We start from the raw sequence: 17,395 nt of genomic DNA on the forward strand, positions 1-17,395 counted from the left end.
GATTGACAAGCAGTTTGAGAAAGAGGAATTCAAAAAAAGTGTAAAAGAAAACGTAAAATTCCTTTATCGAAAAACACTGGAAGAGGCTACACAGGAGCAGATCTTTCAGGCTGTAAGCTACACTGTGAAGGACGTGATCATTGACAACTGGCTCAAGAGCCAGAAGGCGTATGAAAAACAGGACCCGAAGATCGTATATTATATGTCCATGGAGTTCCTTATGGGCCGTGCCCTTGGAAACAACCTGATCAACCTTGGTGCATACGGCGAGGTTAAGGAGGCTCTTGAGGAGCTTGGACTTGACATTAACTGCATCGAAGACCAGGAGCCGGATCCGGCTCTTGGAAACGGTGGACTCGGAAGACTGGCAGCATGCTTCCTGGATTCCCTTGCAACTCTGAACTACTGTGCATACGGATGCGGAATCCGTTACCGTTATGGTATGTTCAAGCAGGAGATCCGTGACGGTTATCAGGTAGAAGCACCGGATAACTGGCTGAAGAACGGCTATCCTTTCGAGCTCCGTCGTCCGGAGTATGCAAAAGAGGTTCATTTCGGCGGATATGTACGTGTTGAGTGGGATCCGGTGAAGAACGAGAATAAATTCATCCATGAAGGATATCAGGCAGTTAAGGCTGTTCCTTACGATATGCCGATTACAGGTTATAATAATGATGTTGTAAACACACTTCGTATCTGGGATGCAGAGCCGATCGTAGACTTCAACCTTGACTCTTTTGACAAGGGTGATTATCACAACGCAGTAGAGCAGGAGAATCTTGCACGTACTATCGTTGAGGTACTTTATCCGAATGATAACCATATGGCAGGTAAAGAGCTTCGTCTGAAACAGCAGTACTTCTTCGTATCTGCCAGCCTTCAGGCAGCGATTGCCAAATATAAGAAAACACACGATGACATCACAAAGCTTCATGAGAAGGTTGTATTCCAGATGAACGATACTCATCCGACTGTAGCAGTTGCAGAGCTGATGCGTCTTCTTATGGATCAGGAAGGTCTTGGCTGGGATCAGGCATGGGATATCACAACAAAATGCTGTGCTTACACCAACCACACCATCATGTCCGAGGCACTTGAGAAATGGCCGATCGAGCTGTTCTCCAGACTGCTTCCGCGTGTATATCAGATCATCGAGGAGATCAACCGTCGTTTCATTCTTGAGATCCAGCAGAAATATCCTGGAAACTTCGAGAAGATCAAGAAGATGGCGATCATCTATGACGGACAGGTTAAGATGGCTCACCTTGCGATCGTTGCAGGCTACTCTGTAAACGGTGTTGCACGCCTTCATACCGAGATCCTCAAGAATCAGGAGCTGAAGGATTTCTATGAGATGATGCCTGAGAAGTTCAACAACAAAACAAACGGTATCACACAGAGACGTTTCCTTGCTCATGGAAACCCGCTTCTGGCTGACTGGGTAACAGACAAGATCGGACCGGACTGGATCACAGATCTTTCCCAGCTTTCCAAGCTTAAGGTTTACGCAGACGATGAGAAGGCTCTTCAGGAGTTCATGACCATCAAGTTCAAGAACAAAGAGCGTCTTGCAAAATATATCCTGGAGCACAATGGTGTTGAGGTTGACCCGCACTCCATCTTCGATATCCAGGTTAAGAGACTTCATGAGTACAAACGTCAGCTTCTCAACATCCTGCATGTGATCTATCTGTACAACCAGATCAAGGCACATCCGGAGATGGATTTCTATCCAAGAACATTTATCTTTGGTGCAAAAGCTTCCGCAGCTTACGCACGTGCAAAGAAGATCATCAAGCTGATCAACTGTGTGGCAGATGTTGTAAACAATGATGCTTCCATCAACGGCAAGCTGAAGGTTGTATTCATCGAGAACTACCGTGTATCCAACGCTGAGATCATTTTTGCGGCAGCAGATGTTTCCGAGCAGATCTCCACAGCAAGTAAAGAGGCTTCCGGTACAGGTAACATGAAATTCATGCTGAACGGTGCTCCGACACTTGGAACCATGGATGGTGCTAACGTTGAGATCGTACAGGAGGTTGGCGAGGAGAATGCATTTATCTTCGGTATGAGCTCCGACCAGATCATCAACTATGAGAACAACGGCGGTTACGATCCGGACTTCATCTACAACACAGATCCGGAGATCCGTCAGGTACTGATGCAGCTGATCAACGGAACCTTCTCCAGCGATACAGAGATGTTCCGTGACATCTACAATTCACTTCTCGACAAACGCAACATGCCGAGACCTGACCAGTACTTCATCCTTGGCGACTTCCGTTCCTATGCAGAGGCACAGAAGCGTGTTGAGGAAGCATATAAGGATGAGAAACGCTGGGCTAAGATGGCACTTCTCAATACAGCATGCAGCGGTAAGTTCACATCCGACAGAACTATCCAGGAGTATGTAGATGATATCTGGCATCTGGATAAGGTTATTGTGAAAGAGAACTAAGATATAGAAAGTAATCTGCAAAATATTACCATAAAATAAATTTCCACACAAAAACAGGGCGCGTCAGAAGTGGCGACGGCCCTGTTTTTTGTGTGGAAATTATGCCGGATTGATGACGATCCGGTTCCGCCTGGCCAGTGCAATGGCGATATGGCAGCCTTCCGCGATGGCGCAGGCTTTATCGGCAAAGCTGATGATCCAGGCTTCCCTGTTGCGTGGAAGAGGTCCCAGAGGGAACATATGTGAGAGTATCGCATCCAGCTCTCTGTCTGTGACATCAAAGTGTGCGGCACTGTTGTCTGCGGCGGCCTTCGGGTGATAAAACGCCTGATGCTCACCGGTCGGTGTCTCCGCCTTGAAGTCATAGGGACAGAAATCGTGGAGAAGTCCTGCCCTTGCGGCGGCTTTCTCGTCACATCCCAGCTTCCTGGCAATGAACCAGGAGAGGTAAGAAACATTGATACTGTGCATGAGCCGTGTGGTCCACTGGTGGTGGGTGTACAGGCTCAGCTTCAGGAACTCTCTGTTACAGAGGATGTTCTTCACAAGCGCATGATATTCCTGTGAGACCTCATCCGACACCGTGATATCCATCGGCAATCACCTTCTTTCTTTTGTTTATAATTTCATTATGACTATTATGGAGAAAAATGCAATAAAGTTTATATTTTTTTTATAAATTAGTTGAGACAAATTTTTTCAGAATGGAATCTTCTGTTTTTCATCTGTTTTCCATGACCGGAGATATGGTATAGTAATGAACAGAATTGGTGTCAGTGAAAATATTATGAAAAGACGGAGGAGAGAGAACGAATATGAAACCAGAAAAACTGATTGAAGTACTTTCTGTTGCAGAACGATTAAAAGATGCAGTGCGTCATTGCTATACATCCGGAGGCAGGCGGGAGAGTGTTGCGGAGCATTCCTGGAGAATTTCTCTGATGGCATATTTTGTCAGCGACGAGTTTCCGGAGGCAGATCTTCTGAAGATCATGAAAATGTGTCTGATCCATGATATGGGAGAAGCTTTTACCGGGGATATCCCAGCTTTTGAAAAAACAGTAAAAGATTCAGAAAAAGAAGCCGATGTGCTGGGTGAATGGGTGAAAACTCTGCCGGAACCATTTGATAAAGAGATGGCAGAACTGTATCAGGAAATGGAAGCACAGCAGACTCTGGAATCCAGAATCTACAAAGCTTTGGACAAACTGGAAGCGCTGATCCAGCACAATGAATCCGACATCAAAACCTGGATCCCACTGGAATATAACCTGCAGATGACCTACGGAAATGAACAGGTGAAATTCTCAGATTATCTGACGGAGCTTCGGGAGCAGGTAAGAGCAGATAGTGTGCGGAAGATTGAAAAATCTGTACACTAATTTGCACATCTCCATCAGAAACATTAAAAAAGAGGGAACCATTTTACGTGGTTCCCTCTTGTAAAAATTCCGATTTTATGCGGATTTCTTATTTACCAAAGTATCTCTTAAGCAGACCTGCGAATGCTTTTCCGTGTCTTGCCTCGTCCTTAGCCATCTCATGTACTGTGTCATGGATTGCGTCAAGGTCAGCTGCTTTCGCACGTTTTGCAAGGTCGAATTTACCTGCTGTAGCGCCGTTTTCAGCCTCTACACGCATCTGAAGGTTCTTCTCTGTGCTGTCTGTTACAACCTCACCAAGGAGCTCTGCGAATTTAGCTGCATGCTCTGCTTCCTCGTAAGCTGCTTTTTCATAGTACATACCAACTTCCGGATATCCTTCTCTGTGAGCAACTCTAGCCATTGCAAGATACATACCAACCTCAGAGCACTCGCCCTCGAAGTTCGCTCTCAGGTCTGCAAGGATGTCCTCGCTGACACCTTTAGCTACACCTACAACGTGCTCAGCTGCCCATGAGAGCTCGCCTTCCTGTTTCTGGAATTTAGAAGCTGGTGCTTTACATACTGGACAGGCTTCCGGTGCCTGCTCGCCTTCATAAACATATCCACATACTGTACATACCCATTTAGCCATAGTAATGATCTCCTTTTCTTTTTTGAAATATATTGTTTGTTTTTGTTTCTTCTAAATTAATAATAGTAATTATTACTATTTTATGATACCATGTGATCTTTGTTTTGTCAAGATTGTTTTTCTTCTTTTTTCAGGCATTCCTTGCAGATCCCATAGAAGCTTGCATCTACGTCAAAGACTTTTCCGTGGATAAATTCTGCAGCTGCCTGTTCAAGAATTCCGTTAAGGCTGTCTGACTGCATATCGATCACCCGGTTGCATCTGGTACACATGAAATGTGAGTGTGGTGCGACCCTTCCATCGTAGCGATCCGCGCTTCCGAAATTGGTCAGCTTCCGGATCTCACCGATGTCACTGAGAAGAGAAAGATTACGGTAGACAGTTCCGAGACTGATATTCGGGTAGATCTGTCGAAGATTCTCGTATACTGTATCTGCCGTTGGATGATCTGTTCTGGATCTCAGAAATTCCTTGATGGATTCTCGCTGACGGCTGTATTTAAGTGCTGCCATAATGTTTCCCCCTTTCAGTAATAGTAATTGTTACTGATATTATAATACATGGCAGAGGGAAGTTTGTCAAGAGGTTTGGATATGATTATCCTGAAATATTTTCATTTTATGAGCTGGATGTAAATGAGTATTTTTACGCTGCAGGTGTAGGGGATATTTGCAACCCTGCAGAGGACTTACTTGATTCGGTTAAATGGTGAGAACTGGCAGTCGGATGTCTGACAGAGTGTTTGTTATAAGGAATATTGTGCCCTTAATGATAGGATTTTATTAGTAAAAGTCCGCAAGGAAAATTTTTTAAAAATAAGTTGACAAAGACTAACTTTGGCGGTATATTTACAATAGTTAGAAGAATCTAACTAAAACGTAAAGGAGAATGTAAATGACTTGTGAAAAATTTGAATCTGTCATGGGTTATCATTGTTCCCCTGTATTAATGGGAATGAAACCGGCGAATCTTGTTTCCTTTTCCAAGGAAAAAATGCCGGAGCTGCCGGAGATCATTTCGGATTATGAGGAGAGTCTTGAACGGGAAGGTATCCGTATGGAGATCATCTGTGGATGCAGGAAGCATTATCTTCTTCTGGTGTACCGGCCGGATATGCTGCAGGAATATCTTAAGCAGGATGAAGCCAGGAAACTTTTGCTTCAGGATGGGTATAATATAGATAGTTCTTTGGATGAGATGATCGCCCGTTTGAAGGAGAGATTTTTTCATAAGACGGAGTTTCCTCATGAGATCGGACTTTTCCTGGGTTATCCCATTGAAGACGTGAAGGGCTTCCGGAAGTTCGGAGGCAGTGGCTGCAAGATGTGTGGTTACTGGAAGGTTTATGATGATGTGGAGCAGGCTCGCAGGATTTTTGACAGCTATGATAAGTGCCGAGAGTTTACTGCGGCGCAGATCCGTGCGGGGTATTCGATTTTGCAGGTTGTTGGTATGAAGCATCTCTGTACATCTCAGATGTGCGTATAATATAAAGTTTAAAAACAGGAGGTTTTTAAGATGAGCAAGGTAGGAATTATTTACTGGTCTTCCACAGGCAACACAGAGGCAATGGCACAGGCTGTTGAGGAAGGTGCAAAAGCAGCTGGTGCGGATGTTGAGATCATGGAAGTTGCAGATGCAGATGTAGATAAAGCTCTCTCTTATGATGTTTTGGCACTTGGTTGTCCGGCAATGGGAGATGAGGAGCTTGAGGAGGGTGAGTTCGAGCCATTCTTCTCTGATCTGGAAGGCAAACTTTCCGGTAAGAAAGTTGCGCTTTTCGGTTCCTATGACTGGGGCGACGGAGAGTGGATGAGAACATGGTGCGGCAGAGCAAAAGACGCAGGCGCAGAGCTTGTTGATGATGAAGGACTCATTGTAAACAACACACCTGATGATGAAGGACTTGCAGCTTGCCGTGAACTTGGCGGAAAACTTGCATAAGATCTATTAGATTTCAAATAAATAAAAACTGAGCAGAGCATTGGATTTTCAAACACAAACACCATCCGGACAGAAGGGATAGATATCTTTTTTGTCCGGGTGGTGTTTTATTTTGAGCGAAAATATCTGCTTATTACTTTGAGGAAATATAGAAGAAATGAATATTAAGACAAAAAATCCTTGTTGATTTTAATATTTACGTGTCCTAAAATAGATAAAAATGAAATAAAGAAGGAAAGTGAGGGATGCCGGATGACGCGGGAGGAAGCGGAACAGTATTTATATTATGCGATGACAATTGGTGAACAGCTTCTTTGCTGCGGAGCAGAGGTTGGACGTGTGGAAGATACCATACGGCGGATCTGCCTGGCATATGGAGCCACCCGGGCAGATGTTTTTTCTATCACATCCAGTATTGTGACGACTATTTATGGAGAGGATTTCGGTATTTGCACCCAGACGCGGCGTGTGCCGGGAATGTCCAATGATCTGGGACGGCTGGATGACCTGAACCAGCTTTCCAGATACATCTGTGAGTATCGGCCGAAGCCGGAGGAGATCCAGAAGGGGCTGGAAAAGATCCGGGATAAACAAGGATATTCTTTTAAAACGCAGATTTTAATCTATGCTGTAATTTCAGGTTCTTTTTCCGTGTTTTTTGGAGGAGATGTCAACGATATGATTGCTTCTGCGCTGATTGGTATCGCCCTGAAGCTGTTTGAGGCTTTTGTAAAAAAAGGTGCATTAAACTCGCTACTGACAGTGCTTCTTTGCTGCGGAGCCGGCGGAGTACTTTCCAATCTTACAGTTCTGATCGGGCTTGGACATCATGCGGATCTGATCAGTATCGGAAATATCATGCTTCTGATACCGGGAATTGCATTTACCAATTCATTGCGTGATATGTTTTCAGGAGATACCATTACAGGTTTGATCCGATGTATGGAGGCACTTTTGCTGGCACTGGTCGTGGGCCTTGGTTTTACGGTGGCGAATCTGTTGTTTTAACCGAATCAGGGAAGTTCTCTTGAAGGTTGCGAAAAGCAATAAGTAATGAATGAGGAGTTTAGATACTGTATCAATTGCGGAGTAGCGAAATGCAGCAGATAATGGGAGCATTTGAGAGTAGTTATGATTTATTCAGGAGGAAAATATGCGGGAAATCATACAGCTGGTCGTATCCTTCACAGGATCCCTCGGCTTTGCGGCATTATTTAATATCCATGGAAAAAAACTCTGGTTTGCGGCATTGGGTGGATGCCTGTCCTGGGCTGTATATCTGGCAGTAGAGTTCATAACGCCAAGTCCGTATGTGTGCGGTTTCTGGTCAACAGTAGCTATTACCTTGTATGCAGAATGTATGGCAAGAATTCATAAAACGCCGGTAACTGTATTTCTGGTTTCCGCGACAATTCCGCTGATTCCGGGAGCAGCACTTTACCGGACAATGAACTGGATGTTGATGAAGGACTGGGCGAAATTCCAGAAAGACGGAATCTATACGATCCTTTTTGCGGTGAGCATGGCAGCAGGAATGACGCTGACAACCATTGCGTTCCGGATGGCGTGGCGGTGGATGTACAGGCAGAGGAGAATGTAATACAGTATCGAAATTCCCCGTTTACAAACCATCGGAAATGTGTTACGATTTTCCCATATGGAAAACTCATGGAAGAAGAGAGTACATGTGTACACCGTACTACAGGGAAATCCCCGGAGGACTTTTTAGATGCAGGCTGTGACGCAGTTGATGTCATAGATCTGCGGCAGAGTGAATGGTAAAGGTTCACTTTATGCAGGAGTTCTGAGACTGAGAGGGATGTGCAGGCGCAGATGGAAGATGGCTTCGGAGAGGCATTGCTGAACCGGTTTAAACGCGATAAGCGAAGTGCGAATGTCCGATTTAACGGACACCGGCAGGCAGTGACAGGACCGCCTGTTATAGCGGAAGGGTATAGAGCTTGCTGTACCTGATGAGGTTTTTGCCGCGAGGCAGAAACGAAAAGAAGTGGTAACACGGGTAATAACTCGTCTTCTCATATCGTTATGGTATGAGAAGACGTTTTTTATTTTTATATTTATGGAGGAAAGAAAAGATGGAAAAGCAGAGATATTATATCAGCACTGCCATTGCGTACACATCCGGTAAACCGCATATCGGAAATACCTATGAGGTCGTTCTTGCGGATGCGATCGCACGTTTTAAAAGACAGCAGGGTTATGACGTATATTTTCAGACAGGTACTGATGAGCATGGCCAGAAGATCGAGCTGAAGGCTGAGGAGGCTGGTGTTACACCAAAGGAATTCGTAGATAACGTTTCCGGCGAGATCAAACGTATCTGGGATCTGATGAACACATCCTATGATAAATTCATCCGTACAACAGATAAAAACCATGAAGAGCAGGTCAAAAAAATCTTCAAAAAAATGTATGCAAAGGGAGATATCTACAAGGGTCATTATGAAGGAATGTACTGTACACCATGTGAGTCCTTCTTCACAGAGTCCCAGCTTGTAGACGGCAAATGTCCGGATTGCGGACGTCCATGCGTACCTGCCAAGGAAGAGGCATATTTCTTCAAAATGAGTAAATATGCAGATAAGCTTATTGACTACATCAACACACATCCGGATTTCATCCAGCCGGAGTCCCGTAAAAACGAGATGATGAACAACTTCCTTCTTCCGGGACTTCAGGATCTCTGTGTATCCAGAACATCCTTTAAATGGGGAATCCCGGTAGATTTCGATCCGAAGCACGTTGTATATGTATGGCTGGATGCCCTGACAAACTATATCACAGGTATCGGCTATGACTGCGACGGAAACAGCAGCGATAAATTCAACAAATACTGGCCGGCAGATCTTCACCTGATCGGAAAAGATATCATCCGTTTCCATACCATTTACTGGCCGATCTTCCTGATGTCTCTGGATCTTCCGCTTCCGAAACAGGTATTCGGACATCCATGGCTGCTTCAGGGCGATGGAAAAATGAGTAAATCCAAAGGAAATGTAATCTATGCAGATGAGCTGGTTGAATTTTTCGGTGTAGATGCTGTCCGTTATTTTGTACTCCACGAAATGCCATTTGAGAATGACGGTGTGATCACATGGGAGCTGATGGTTGAGAGACTGAATTCCGACCTTGCAAACACACTTGGAAATCTTGTAAACCGTACAATTTCCATGTCCAACAAATATTTTAACGGAGTCGTTGAGAATAAGAATGTTACTGAGCCGGTTGATGAGGATCTTAAGAGCTTCATCCTTCAGGTTCCGAAGAACGTTTCCGCAAAAATGGACAAGCTTCGTGTGGCAGATGCTATCACAGAGGTATTCTCTCTGTTCAAACGCTGCAACAAATATATCGACGAGACAATGCCATGGGCACTTGCAAAGGATGAGACAAAGCAGGATCGTCTTGCAACCGTTCTCTACAACCTGGTTGAGGGAATCTGCATCGGCGCATCTCTTCTGAAATCCTTTATGCCGCGTACAACAGAGCGTATTCTTGTACAGCTCAACGCAAACGAGAGAACTCTTGAGGAGATGGAGCAGTTTGGTCTTTATCCTTCAGGAAACCGCGTAACCGACAAACCGGAGATCCTTTTTGCGAGACTTGACCTGAAAGAGGTTCTTGAGAAGGTTGAGAAGCTTCATCCGAAGAAAGAAGAGCCGAAGGAAGAGGTAGAAGAGGAGAAAACAGAGAATGTGATCGATATCGAGGCAAAGCCGGAGATCACTTTCGATGATTTTGAGAAGCTGCAGTTCCAGGTTGGTGAGATCATCGCCTGTGAGGAGGTTAAGAAATCCAGAAAACTTCTCTGCTCTCAGGTTAAGATCGGAAGCCAGGTTCGTCAGATCGTATCCGGAATCAAGGCTCATTATTCCGCAGAGGAAATGGTGGGCAAAAAGGTTATGGTCGTTACAAACCTGAAGCCTGCCAAGCTTGCCGGAATCCTCAGCGAGGGTATGATCCTCTGTGCAGAGGATGCAGACGGAAATCTTTCCCTGATGGTACCGGAGAAAGAGATGCCTGCAGGCGCTGAGATCTGCTAAGTATAGACAGATATGGAATTGAATCATTTTGATAAAAACGGCAATGCTGTTATGGTGGATGTGTCCGACAAACCGGTCACTCACCGTACGGCAACAGCCACGGGTTCCATTCAGGTAAGCCCGGAGATCATGGCCGCGGTAAAAAGCGGAAATGTGAAAAAGGGTGATGTACTTGGTGTGGCCCGTGTGGCAGGTATCATGGGTGTGAAGCGTACTTCTGAGCTGATCCCCATGTGTCATCCACTTCCCATCCAGAAGTGTTCTGTGGATTTTGAGACGGATGAGGATGCGGGAGTGATCCGTGTATTCTGCACGGTAAAAACAGAGGGAAAAACAGGCGTGGAGATGGAGGCGCTGACAGGTGTTCAGGTGACGCTTCTTACCATTTATGACATGTGCAAGGCAATTGACAAGCACATGGTCATGTCTGATATCCATCTGGAAGAAAAAACAGGAGGCAAAAGCGGAGATTTTCGTTTTGAGGAAAAATAATGATAGACAGGTGCGGAAGAAATATTGATTATCTCAGGATTTCCGTAACTGACAGATGTAATTTGCGGTGTATTTATTGTATGCCGGAGGAGGGAGTGCAGCATGTGGAGCGCTCCCTCATTTTGCAGGAAGAGGAAATTTTGAGGATCTGCCGGGTGATGGCAGAGCTGGGTATCCGGAAGATCAAGCTGACCGGTGGGGAACCGCTTGTACGGCCGCGGATGCCTCAGCTGGTGGAAAAACTGAAAAATATGCCGGGGATCGAGAAGGTGACTCTGACTACAAATGGTGTGCTTCTGAAAGATCAGATGAGTGATTTTGCCCGGGCGGGGCTGGACGGATTGAATATCAGCCTGGATACGCTGGATGAGGCCTGCAGCAGGAGGATCACGCGGCGGGATGAACTGGGGCGGACGCTGGAAGGGATTTTGGAGGAAATGAAGTATCCGGAGATTTCACTGAAGATCAATTGTGTGCCTCTTGGGATCCCGGAGCAGGATCTTTGCCGGGTGGCGCTTTTGGCTAGGAATCACAGGGTGCATGTGCGGTTTATTGAGATGATGCCCATTGGGATGGGAAAAGAATTTCATGGGGTGTCGGAGGAGGAACTGCTTCGGATCCTTGGGGAAAAGCTTCCGCGGTTTTCGCCGTATGTTGGGGAGCCCCTTGGGAATGGACCGTGTCATTATTATGATGTGGATGGTTTTTCCGGAAAGATCGGGTTTATCAGCGCGGTGAGCCATAAGTTCTGTGGGGAGTGTAACCGGATCCGGCTGACTTCTCAGGGTTTTTTGAAGACCTGTCTGCAGTATGCGGCGGGAAGGGATCTTCGGGAGGTGATCCGCAGTGGTGGTTCGGATGAGGTGCTGAAGGCTGTGATCCTGGAGGCTCTGGCGGAGAAACCGGACGGGCATGCTTTTGGCGGAGGTCTGAAGAAACAGAAGGATGATAAGACGGAGAAGCTTTGTATGGCTCAGATCGGAGGTTGAGTGATGAAGAGAGTTGCTGTGATCACTTCTAGTGATAAGGGGTACAGAGGAGAGCGGGAGGATCTTAGTGGTCCTGCTGTGAAGGAGATTATGGAGGCGGCCGGGTATGAGGTTGTTTCTGTGGATGTTTTGCCGGATGACCGTGGGATGCTTGGGAGCCGGATGGCTGAGATCGCAGATCTGGGGCTTGCGGAGCTGATCCTGACTACGGGTGGTACCGGGTTTTCTCAGAGGGATGTGACACCGGAGGCTACGGAGGATGTGATCGAGCGGCGTGTGCCGGGGATTCCGGAGGCGATGCGGGCGTTTAGTCTGACGATCACGAAGCGGGCGATGCTGAGCCGGGCTACGGCCGGGATCCGGAAGGGGACGTTGATCGTTAATCTGCCGGGGAGCCCTAAGGCTGTCAGGGAGTGCCTGGAGGTTATTATTGAGGCGTTGGGGCATGGGATTGAGATTTTGACCGGCGATGCTGGAGAATGCGGACGGTAGTGTGTGGTGTATACTTAGACTAACGAACGGACGCCCAACGGAGGCAGGGCCAGTACGGTGACACGCTGCGCGGCCTGTTCGGCTGCGTCGCTGGTTTGCTGCCATTCGCGCCAACTCGCCTGCGGCTCAAACAGGGCGCTCGGTGGCAGCAGCTATACTCGCCTCTCGACGGCCGCTCCGCTAACGTCACCGTACTGGTCCTGCCTCCGTTGGGCTGGCTGTTGGATGTGGTAGGTTTTATGATTAAAATTCATCTCCAGCGATTCATAATTCCTGAGGCTTGAGAGTTACATGTGGTAGGTTTTGGAAATCAATATTGCTGGTGTGATATATAGGAATAAATTTGGTAACGATGTGTAATTAATAGGAGTCTGTTATGGGAAAAGTACTTGCGGTTTGTATCAGTGAGAAGAAAGGAACACAGAAGAAGAATGTTGGGTCTGCGGTTTTTGTGGAGGACTGGGGGCTTGAGGGGGATGCTCATGCCGGAAAGTGGCACCGGCAGGTGAGTCTTCTTTCCGGTGAAAAGATCGATGCGTTTCGTGCGAAGGGCGCAGAGGTCGAGGATGGTGCTTTTGGTGAGAATCTGGTTGTGGAAGGGATTGATTTTGCAAAGCTTCCGGTTGGCACCAGATTTCGCTGTGGTGAGGTTGTGCTGGAGCTGACTCAGATCGGAAAAGAGTGCCACAATGGCTGTGCCATTTTTCAGAAGATGGGTGAGTGCATCATGCCCCGGGAAGGTGTGTTTACAAGAGTGCTGAAAGGTGGAAAAGTTTCCGTCGGTGACGAGATGACTGTGGATAAAGCTATGATTTTTGATACTCATGCACATTACGATGATGAGGCTTTTGATGAGGATCGTTTTGCCATGCTGGATAGTATGCAGGAGAACGGGATCGGGCATATTGTGGATGTGTGTGCTTCTGTGGGACATTTTGACCGGGTTTATGATCTGGTTGAGAAATATCCTTTTGTTTATGGCGCAGTGGGTGTTCATCCGGATGATGCGGATAAGGTGGATGCAGCTGTGCTGGATGAGATCCGCAGATATTGCGACATGAAAAAAACGGTAGCCGTAGGTGAGATCGGCCTGGATTATTACTGGCATAAGGAGAAGGAGGAGCATCTTCTCCAGCAGAAGGTATTCCGCCAGCAGATGGACATCGCCCGTGAGAAAAAGCTTCCGTTTATGATCCACAGCCGTGATGCAGCAGAGGATACGCTGAATATTGTGAAAGAATATATGCAGGATGGGATGTATGGCGGAGTTATCCATTGCTTTTCCTATAGTAAGGAGATTGCAAGGGAGTATCTGAATATGGGACTTTATCTTGGAATCGGCGGAGTGGTTACTTTTAAGAATTCCCGGAAGCTGAAGGAGGTGGCAGAGTATGCACCGCTGAATCAGATCCTGCTGGAAACCGACTGCCCCTATATGGCACCTGTGCCGAATCGTGGAAAAAGAAACAGCTCCCTGTATCTGCCGGAGGTTGTGAAGACCATTGCGGAGATTAAGGGAATCAGCTGCGAGGAGGTTGTGGCTGTGACGGAGAGTAATGCGTTGAAGATGTTGAATTTAATTTGATAAACTTGGGAAAAAGTGCTTTGTTATGAGCAAATAGTTGAATGACGGATTGATTTTGAAGATATGAAATGAAAAAAGAGCTGTTGTATGGCAGGTGTGAGTGATCATCTGTTCGGCAACAACTCTTTTTTATATTTAGAAAAAATAAATTAATGACAAGTGCGCATATATGAGCGCACCATATTGGAGTGATCCTTACAGAAAAATATGCAGGTAAAAAAATGCCTGACAGAAATGTCTGTCAGGCACAGGAGGCATAAAACAGGAGATCCGGAAATCTCGGATTGTATTGTACAGCTTTTACAGCGATTTCAGCACTTTAACAAGCCGTGAATTATCCTCCGGCATCATAATGCAGAATCGTACAAATTCCCCGTCCAGGCACTGGAAGGAAGAACAGTCACGGATCATCATGCCTTGTCTGATGCAGGCTTCAAATACGTCATAGGAGGTCAGTCCGTTTTTCAGGATCCGGAGCAGGATGAAGTTTGCATAGGCGGGATAGATTTTGTAGGTGTCTGTATCCCTCAGTTCTCGGATCATCCGGTTGCGTTCGGAAAGGATCAGATTTCTGGTTTCTTTAATATAATCTTCATCCTGCAGCATGATCTCTCCTGCAAAGGCACCAAGGCTGTTAAGTGACCATGGTGTCTGTTTTTCGCGCATTTTTGCAAGAAAGTCCATATTTCCGGTGATGCCGTAGCCCAGGCGCATTCCGGGAGCAGCGAAGAATTTGGATACGCCGCGGAGTACCATGAGATTGGTGAATTCCCGTGTCAGCGGAACTGCGGTGATGGCGTTGATATCCGGGGCAAATTCCACATAGGTTTCGTCGATCATCACGAAGATATTTTTTTCTGCACAGAAACCGATAAGTCTGCGAAGCTCTTCCTGGGTGATGGCAGAGGAGGTCGGATTGTTGGGATTGCAGAGGATGAGAAAATCATAGCCCTGCTCCAGCTTCCGGCAGAGATCCGGAATGTCCGGCTCGAAATCATTGCTTTCCTGAAGGTGGTAGTATTCCTGGGTACTTCCGGAGAAGGAGAGCTCTCTGGAGTATTCAGAATAGGTAGGTCCAAGGATCAGAGTATGCTTTGGGGCACGCTCTTGGATCAGAAGGGAGATCAGCTCGCTGGAGCCGTTTCCCGGAAGGATGAAATCAGCGGGAATATTGCAGTAGCTGGAAATCGTATTCCGAAGGGATGTGTATTCTCTGTCCGGGTAGGAGGAAAGAATATCCACGTGTTCTGCAATGGCTCTGCCGGCTTTTGGGGAAAGTCCCAGAGGATTGACATTTGCACCGAATTTGACGATATTTTCTTTTTTCAGATTGTAGTAGCTGCAGATCTTTTCTATATCACTTCCGTGAAAAACGGGTTTGGTATCCATTTTTGTCACCTCACATTTTTGTTTTTTTCGTAAAAAATTTATATCCAGTATACACCAGAATCTGCGACAAAAAAAGACGAGATAAAAAGTTTCTATATTTTTTTGAACAGGATATTACTGAAAATTGCTTTCTGGAAATGTATGGGAATATTTGATACAATGAGCAGGTAGCGAATGCGGATTGTGAATATCCATGCTGTTTGTCAATGTGAACCGTGAATATCCACATTTTTCCGGGGAGGGTAAGTCCTCAGTGAGAAACAGCAGGAAAGGAAACAGAAAATATGAATACAGAAGAGAAAAAGATCGCAGTGATCGGAATTGGTGGTGTTGGCGGCTACATAGCCGGGCTGCTGGCGAAGGCGTATCCTCATGTGACGATGGTTGCACGTGGCGCCAGGGCAGAGAGCATCCGGAAAAAAGGCCTGGTGCTCCACAGTGATTATAAGGGTGAGATCGTGGCAAAGCCAGAGCGGGTAGTTCCAATTCAGGATATGGGACAGCAGGATTATATTTTTATCTGTGTAAAAAATTATTCACTGGCTGAGGTGTGTGAAAGTATCCGGGACATGGTCACGGATGACACAGTGATCATTCCTGTGATGAATGGTGTGGACCCGGGAGAAAACATCCGCCGTCTGGTTGGTAAGGGAACGGTTGTGGATTCGCTGATCTATACGGTGGCTTTTGCCAATGAGGATTTTTCCATTTCCCAGCAGGATACGTTTACGTGGCTTTGTATTGGAATCAAAGATGCGGATGAACGGCAGCAGAAGAAAGTTGCAGAAGTGGCAGGGATCCTGAAAGGTGCGGATATTGACTATAAGGATCAGGGGGATATCGAGGTGGAGATCTGGAGAAAGTATATCCTCAACTGTGCCTTTAATGTGATGACTGCTTTTTATGATAATACCATCGGGGAGCTCCGCAGAGATCCGGTGAAAGCGCAGCAGTATGAGAAGCTTGTATGGGAAGCTGCCAGTGTAGGTCAGGCCAAGGGGGTTGCGCTGACGGATGAGCACATCAATGAGGTGATCCATAAATTCCGCCATGTACATGCAGATAATGCAACCAGCTCCCTGCAGAGAGATTTTCGCATCCGGAGAAAACAGACGGAGCTGGAAACCTTCAGCGGCTATATTGTGAAAGAAGCGAAGAGACTTGGTGTTTCCATTCCGCTTTCCGAAAAAATATATCAGGGACTTATAGAAATAGCAGAAAAATTCTGACCGAAAAGGTGAGTTTTCCTGGTGGAATCCTGTATGCTCTGGTACAATGGGGATATAAAAAATCCTGTATCGCAGGCTGAAAGGTTATCTGTGATATCGGAAGGGAGGAAAAGAGATGAAGAAAGTATTTTTGGCTGCTATTGCAGTGATCGTAGTCCTTGCCGGAGGACTTATGCTCAGTTACAACGGGCTTGCCGGAAGTAAAGAAGCTGTGGAAACTGCAGAGGCTGATGTGGATACCATGCTGCAGAGACGTGCAGATCTGATCCCGAATCTCGTCAGCACGGTAAAAAGTTACACGAAGCATGAGACGGAGGTTGTTGACAGGGTTCTGGAGGCGCGGGACCAGCTGATGAATGCAGATACCGTGGAAGAGAAATCTGAGGCAGATCAGCAGATGGACAGTGCACTTTCCGGTCTGAAGTTTGTGGTGGAAAATTATCCGGAACTGAAAAGCAATACTACTTATGTGGGCCTGATGGATGAACTGTCCGGAAGCGAAAACCGGATCTCTGTAGCGAGAAAAGATTATAATGAGGCTGTGAAAGCTTATAACACAAGGCTTGTGAAATTCCCCGGGAATGTATTTGGTTCCATGCTTGGCTTTGAGAAGGCGTCATATTTTGAGGCCGATGATTCAGCAGCAGATACGCCGGATGTAGGGGAGATGCTGGCAGAGTGATAAGATCAGACCATTGTTCTGATGAAATGAAAGAACGGATAGAGGGAGAATA

General features: G+C 46.3%; 17 protein-coding genes. 13 read left to right on the top strand and 4 right to left on the bottom strand.

The features are described from left to right. Nucleotide 1: 1 nt before the first annotated feature. A complete protein-coding gene (locus DW694_RS05220; RefSeq protein ID WP_353615799.1) occupies nucleotides 2–2,461 on the top strand; it encodes a glycogen/starch/alpha-glucan phosphorylase in 2,460 nt (819 codons plus the stop codon). Nucleotides 2,462–2,560: 99 nt separating this feature from the next. Here the strand turns inward: DW694_RS05220 and DW694_RS05225 are convergent, their stop codons facing one another. After that, on the bottom strand, nucleotides 2,561–3,055 hold the full coding sequence (locus DW694_RS05225; protein WP_118752641.1) for an HD domain-containing protein: 495 nt from the start codon (nucleotides 3,053–3,055) through the stop codon (nucleotides 2,561–2,563). Between the two features lie 221 nt (nucleotides 3,056–3,276). On the opposite strand from DW694_RS05225, the gene DW694_RS05230 reads away from it, so the two are divergent. Then, nucleotides 3,277–3,843 (top strand): HD domain-containing protein, encoded by a 567-nt coding sequence (locus tag DW694_RS05230; protein WP_118752642.1) that lies wholly within the window; start codon nucleotides 3,277–3,279, stop codon nucleotides 3,841–3,843. Between the two features lie 88 nt (nucleotides 3,844–3,931). On the opposite strand, the gene DW694_RS05235 is transcribed toward DW694_RS05230, so the two are convergent. Both DW694_RS05235 and DW694_RS05240 read right to left on the bottom strand, forming a co-directional pair. Beyond that, a complete protein-coding gene (locus DW694_RS05235) occupies nucleotides 3,932–4,477 on the bottom strand; it encodes an NADH peroxidase (RefSeq protein ID WP_015526390.1) in 546 nt (181 codons plus the stop codon). Nucleotides 4,478–4,584: 107 nt separating this feature from the next. Further along, a complete protein-coding gene (locus tag DW694_RS05240; RefSeq protein ID WP_118752643.1) occupies nucleotides 4,585–4,989 on the bottom strand; it encodes a transcriptional repressor in 405 nt (134 codons plus the stop codon). Nucleotides 4,990–5,371: 382 nt separating this feature from the next. Here DW694_RS05240 and DW694_RS05245 point away from each other — a divergent pair, with 382 nt between their 5' ends. The 9 genes from DW694_RS05245 to DW694_RS17410 all read left to right on the top strand — a co-directional run bounded on the left by DW694_RS05245 (nucleotide 5,372) and on the right by DW694_RS17410 (nucleotide 14,043). Further along, entirely contained in the window at nucleotides 5,372–5,965 is a 594-nt protein-coding gene (locus tag DW694_RS05245) for a DUF3793 family protein (protein WP_022426572.1), read from the top strand. Nucleotides 5,966–5,995: 30 nt separating this feature from the next. Next, entirely contained in the window at nucleotides 5,996–6,421 is a 426-nt protein-coding gene (locus DW694_RS05250; protein WP_015526387.1) for a flavodoxin, read from the top strand. Between the two features lie 252 nt (nucleotides 6,422–6,673). Next, on the top strand, nucleotides 6,674–7,429 hold the full coding sequence (locus DW694_RS05255; protein ID WP_021653091.1) for a threonine/serine exporter family protein: 756 nt from the start codon (nucleotides 6,674–6,676) through the stop codon (nucleotides 7,427–7,429). 145 nt (nucleotides 7,430–7,574) lie between these two features. Beyond that, nucleotides 7,575–8,021, top strand: coding sequence for a threonine/serine exporter family protein (locus tag DW694_RS05260; RefSeq protein ID WP_021653090.1), 447 nt, complete (start codon nucleotides 7,575–7,577; stop codon nucleotides 8,019–8,021). A 496-nt stretch (nucleotides 8,022–8,517) separates the two neighbouring features. Then, nucleotides 8,518–10,485 carry a methionine--tRNA ligase gene (metG, locus tag DW694_RS05270; RefSeq protein WP_118752644.1) on the top strand — a complete coding sequence of 656 codons (1,968 nt, stop codon included), beginning with the start codon at nucleotides 8,518–8,520 and terminating at the stop codon, nucleotides 10,483–10,485. Between the two features lie 12 nt (nucleotides 10,486–10,497). Continuing rightward, nucleotides 10,498–10,977, top strand: a complete 480-nt coding sequence (moaC, locus tag DW694_RS05275) for a cyclic pyranopterin monophosphate synthase MoaC (RefSeq protein ID WP_059086610.1) — start codon at nucleotides 10,498–10,500, stop codon at nucleotides 10,975–10,977. Then, the gene (gene moaA, locus DW694_RS05280) at nucleotides 10,977–11,966 is read left to right on the top strand and encodes a GTP 3',8-cyclase MoaA (protein ID WP_118752645.1); all 990 of its coding nucleotides are present in this window, start codon (nucleotides 10,977–10,979) and stop codon (nucleotides 11,964–11,966) included. The genes moaC and moaA overlap by 1 nt, the downstream gene beginning before the upstream one ends. 3 nt (nucleotides 11,967–11,969) lie before the next feature. Next, a complete protein-coding gene (locus DW694_RS05285) occupies nucleotides 11,970–12,458 on the top strand; it encodes a MogA/MoaB family molybdenum cofactor biosynthesis protein (RefSeq protein WP_015526380.1) in 489 nt (162 codons plus the stop codon). 376 nt (nucleotides 12,459–12,834) lie between these two features. Further along, complete coding sequence (locus DW694_RS17410) at nucleotides 12,835–14,043, top strand: TatD family hydrolase (protein WP_118752646.1); 1,209 nt, start codon at nucleotides 12,835–12,837, stop codon at nucleotides 14,041–14,043. A 300-nt stretch (nucleotides 14,044–14,343) separates the two neighbouring features. Here DW694_RS17410 and DW694_RS05295 read toward each other — a convergent pair whose 3' ends face one another. Further along, a complete protein-coding gene (locus DW694_RS05295) occupies nucleotides 14,344–15,432 on the bottom strand; it encodes a histidinol-phosphate transaminase (protein WP_118752647.1) in 1,089 nt (362 codons plus the stop codon). Nucleotides 15,433–15,716: 284 nt separating this feature from the next. On the opposite strand from DW694_RS05295, the gene DW694_RS05300 reads away from it, so the two are divergent. Together DW694_RS05300 and DW694_RS05305 are read left to right on the top strand one after the other, a co-directional pair. Next, nucleotides 15,717–16,661, top strand: a complete 945-nt coding sequence (locus tag DW694_RS05300) for a 2-dehydropantoate 2-reductase (RefSeq protein ID WP_114002714.1) — start codon at nucleotides 15,717–15,719, stop codon at nucleotides 16,659–16,661. A gap of 115 nt (nucleotides 16,662–16,776) precedes the next feature. After that, complete coding sequence (locus tag DW694_RS05305; RefSeq protein ID WP_114002715.1) at nucleotides 16,777–17,343, top strand: LemA family protein; 567 nt, start codon at nucleotides 16,777–16,779, stop codon at nucleotides 17,341–17,343. The last annotated feature ends 52 nt before the right edge of the window (nucleotides 17,344–17,395 follow it).

It is taken from the genome of Ruminococcus sp. AM26-12LB (assembly GCF_003480785.1).
In the GTDB taxonomy this organism is placed as follows: domain Bacteria; phylum Bacillota; class Clostridia; order Lachnospirales; family Lachnospiraceae; genus Blautia_A; species Blautia_A fusiformis.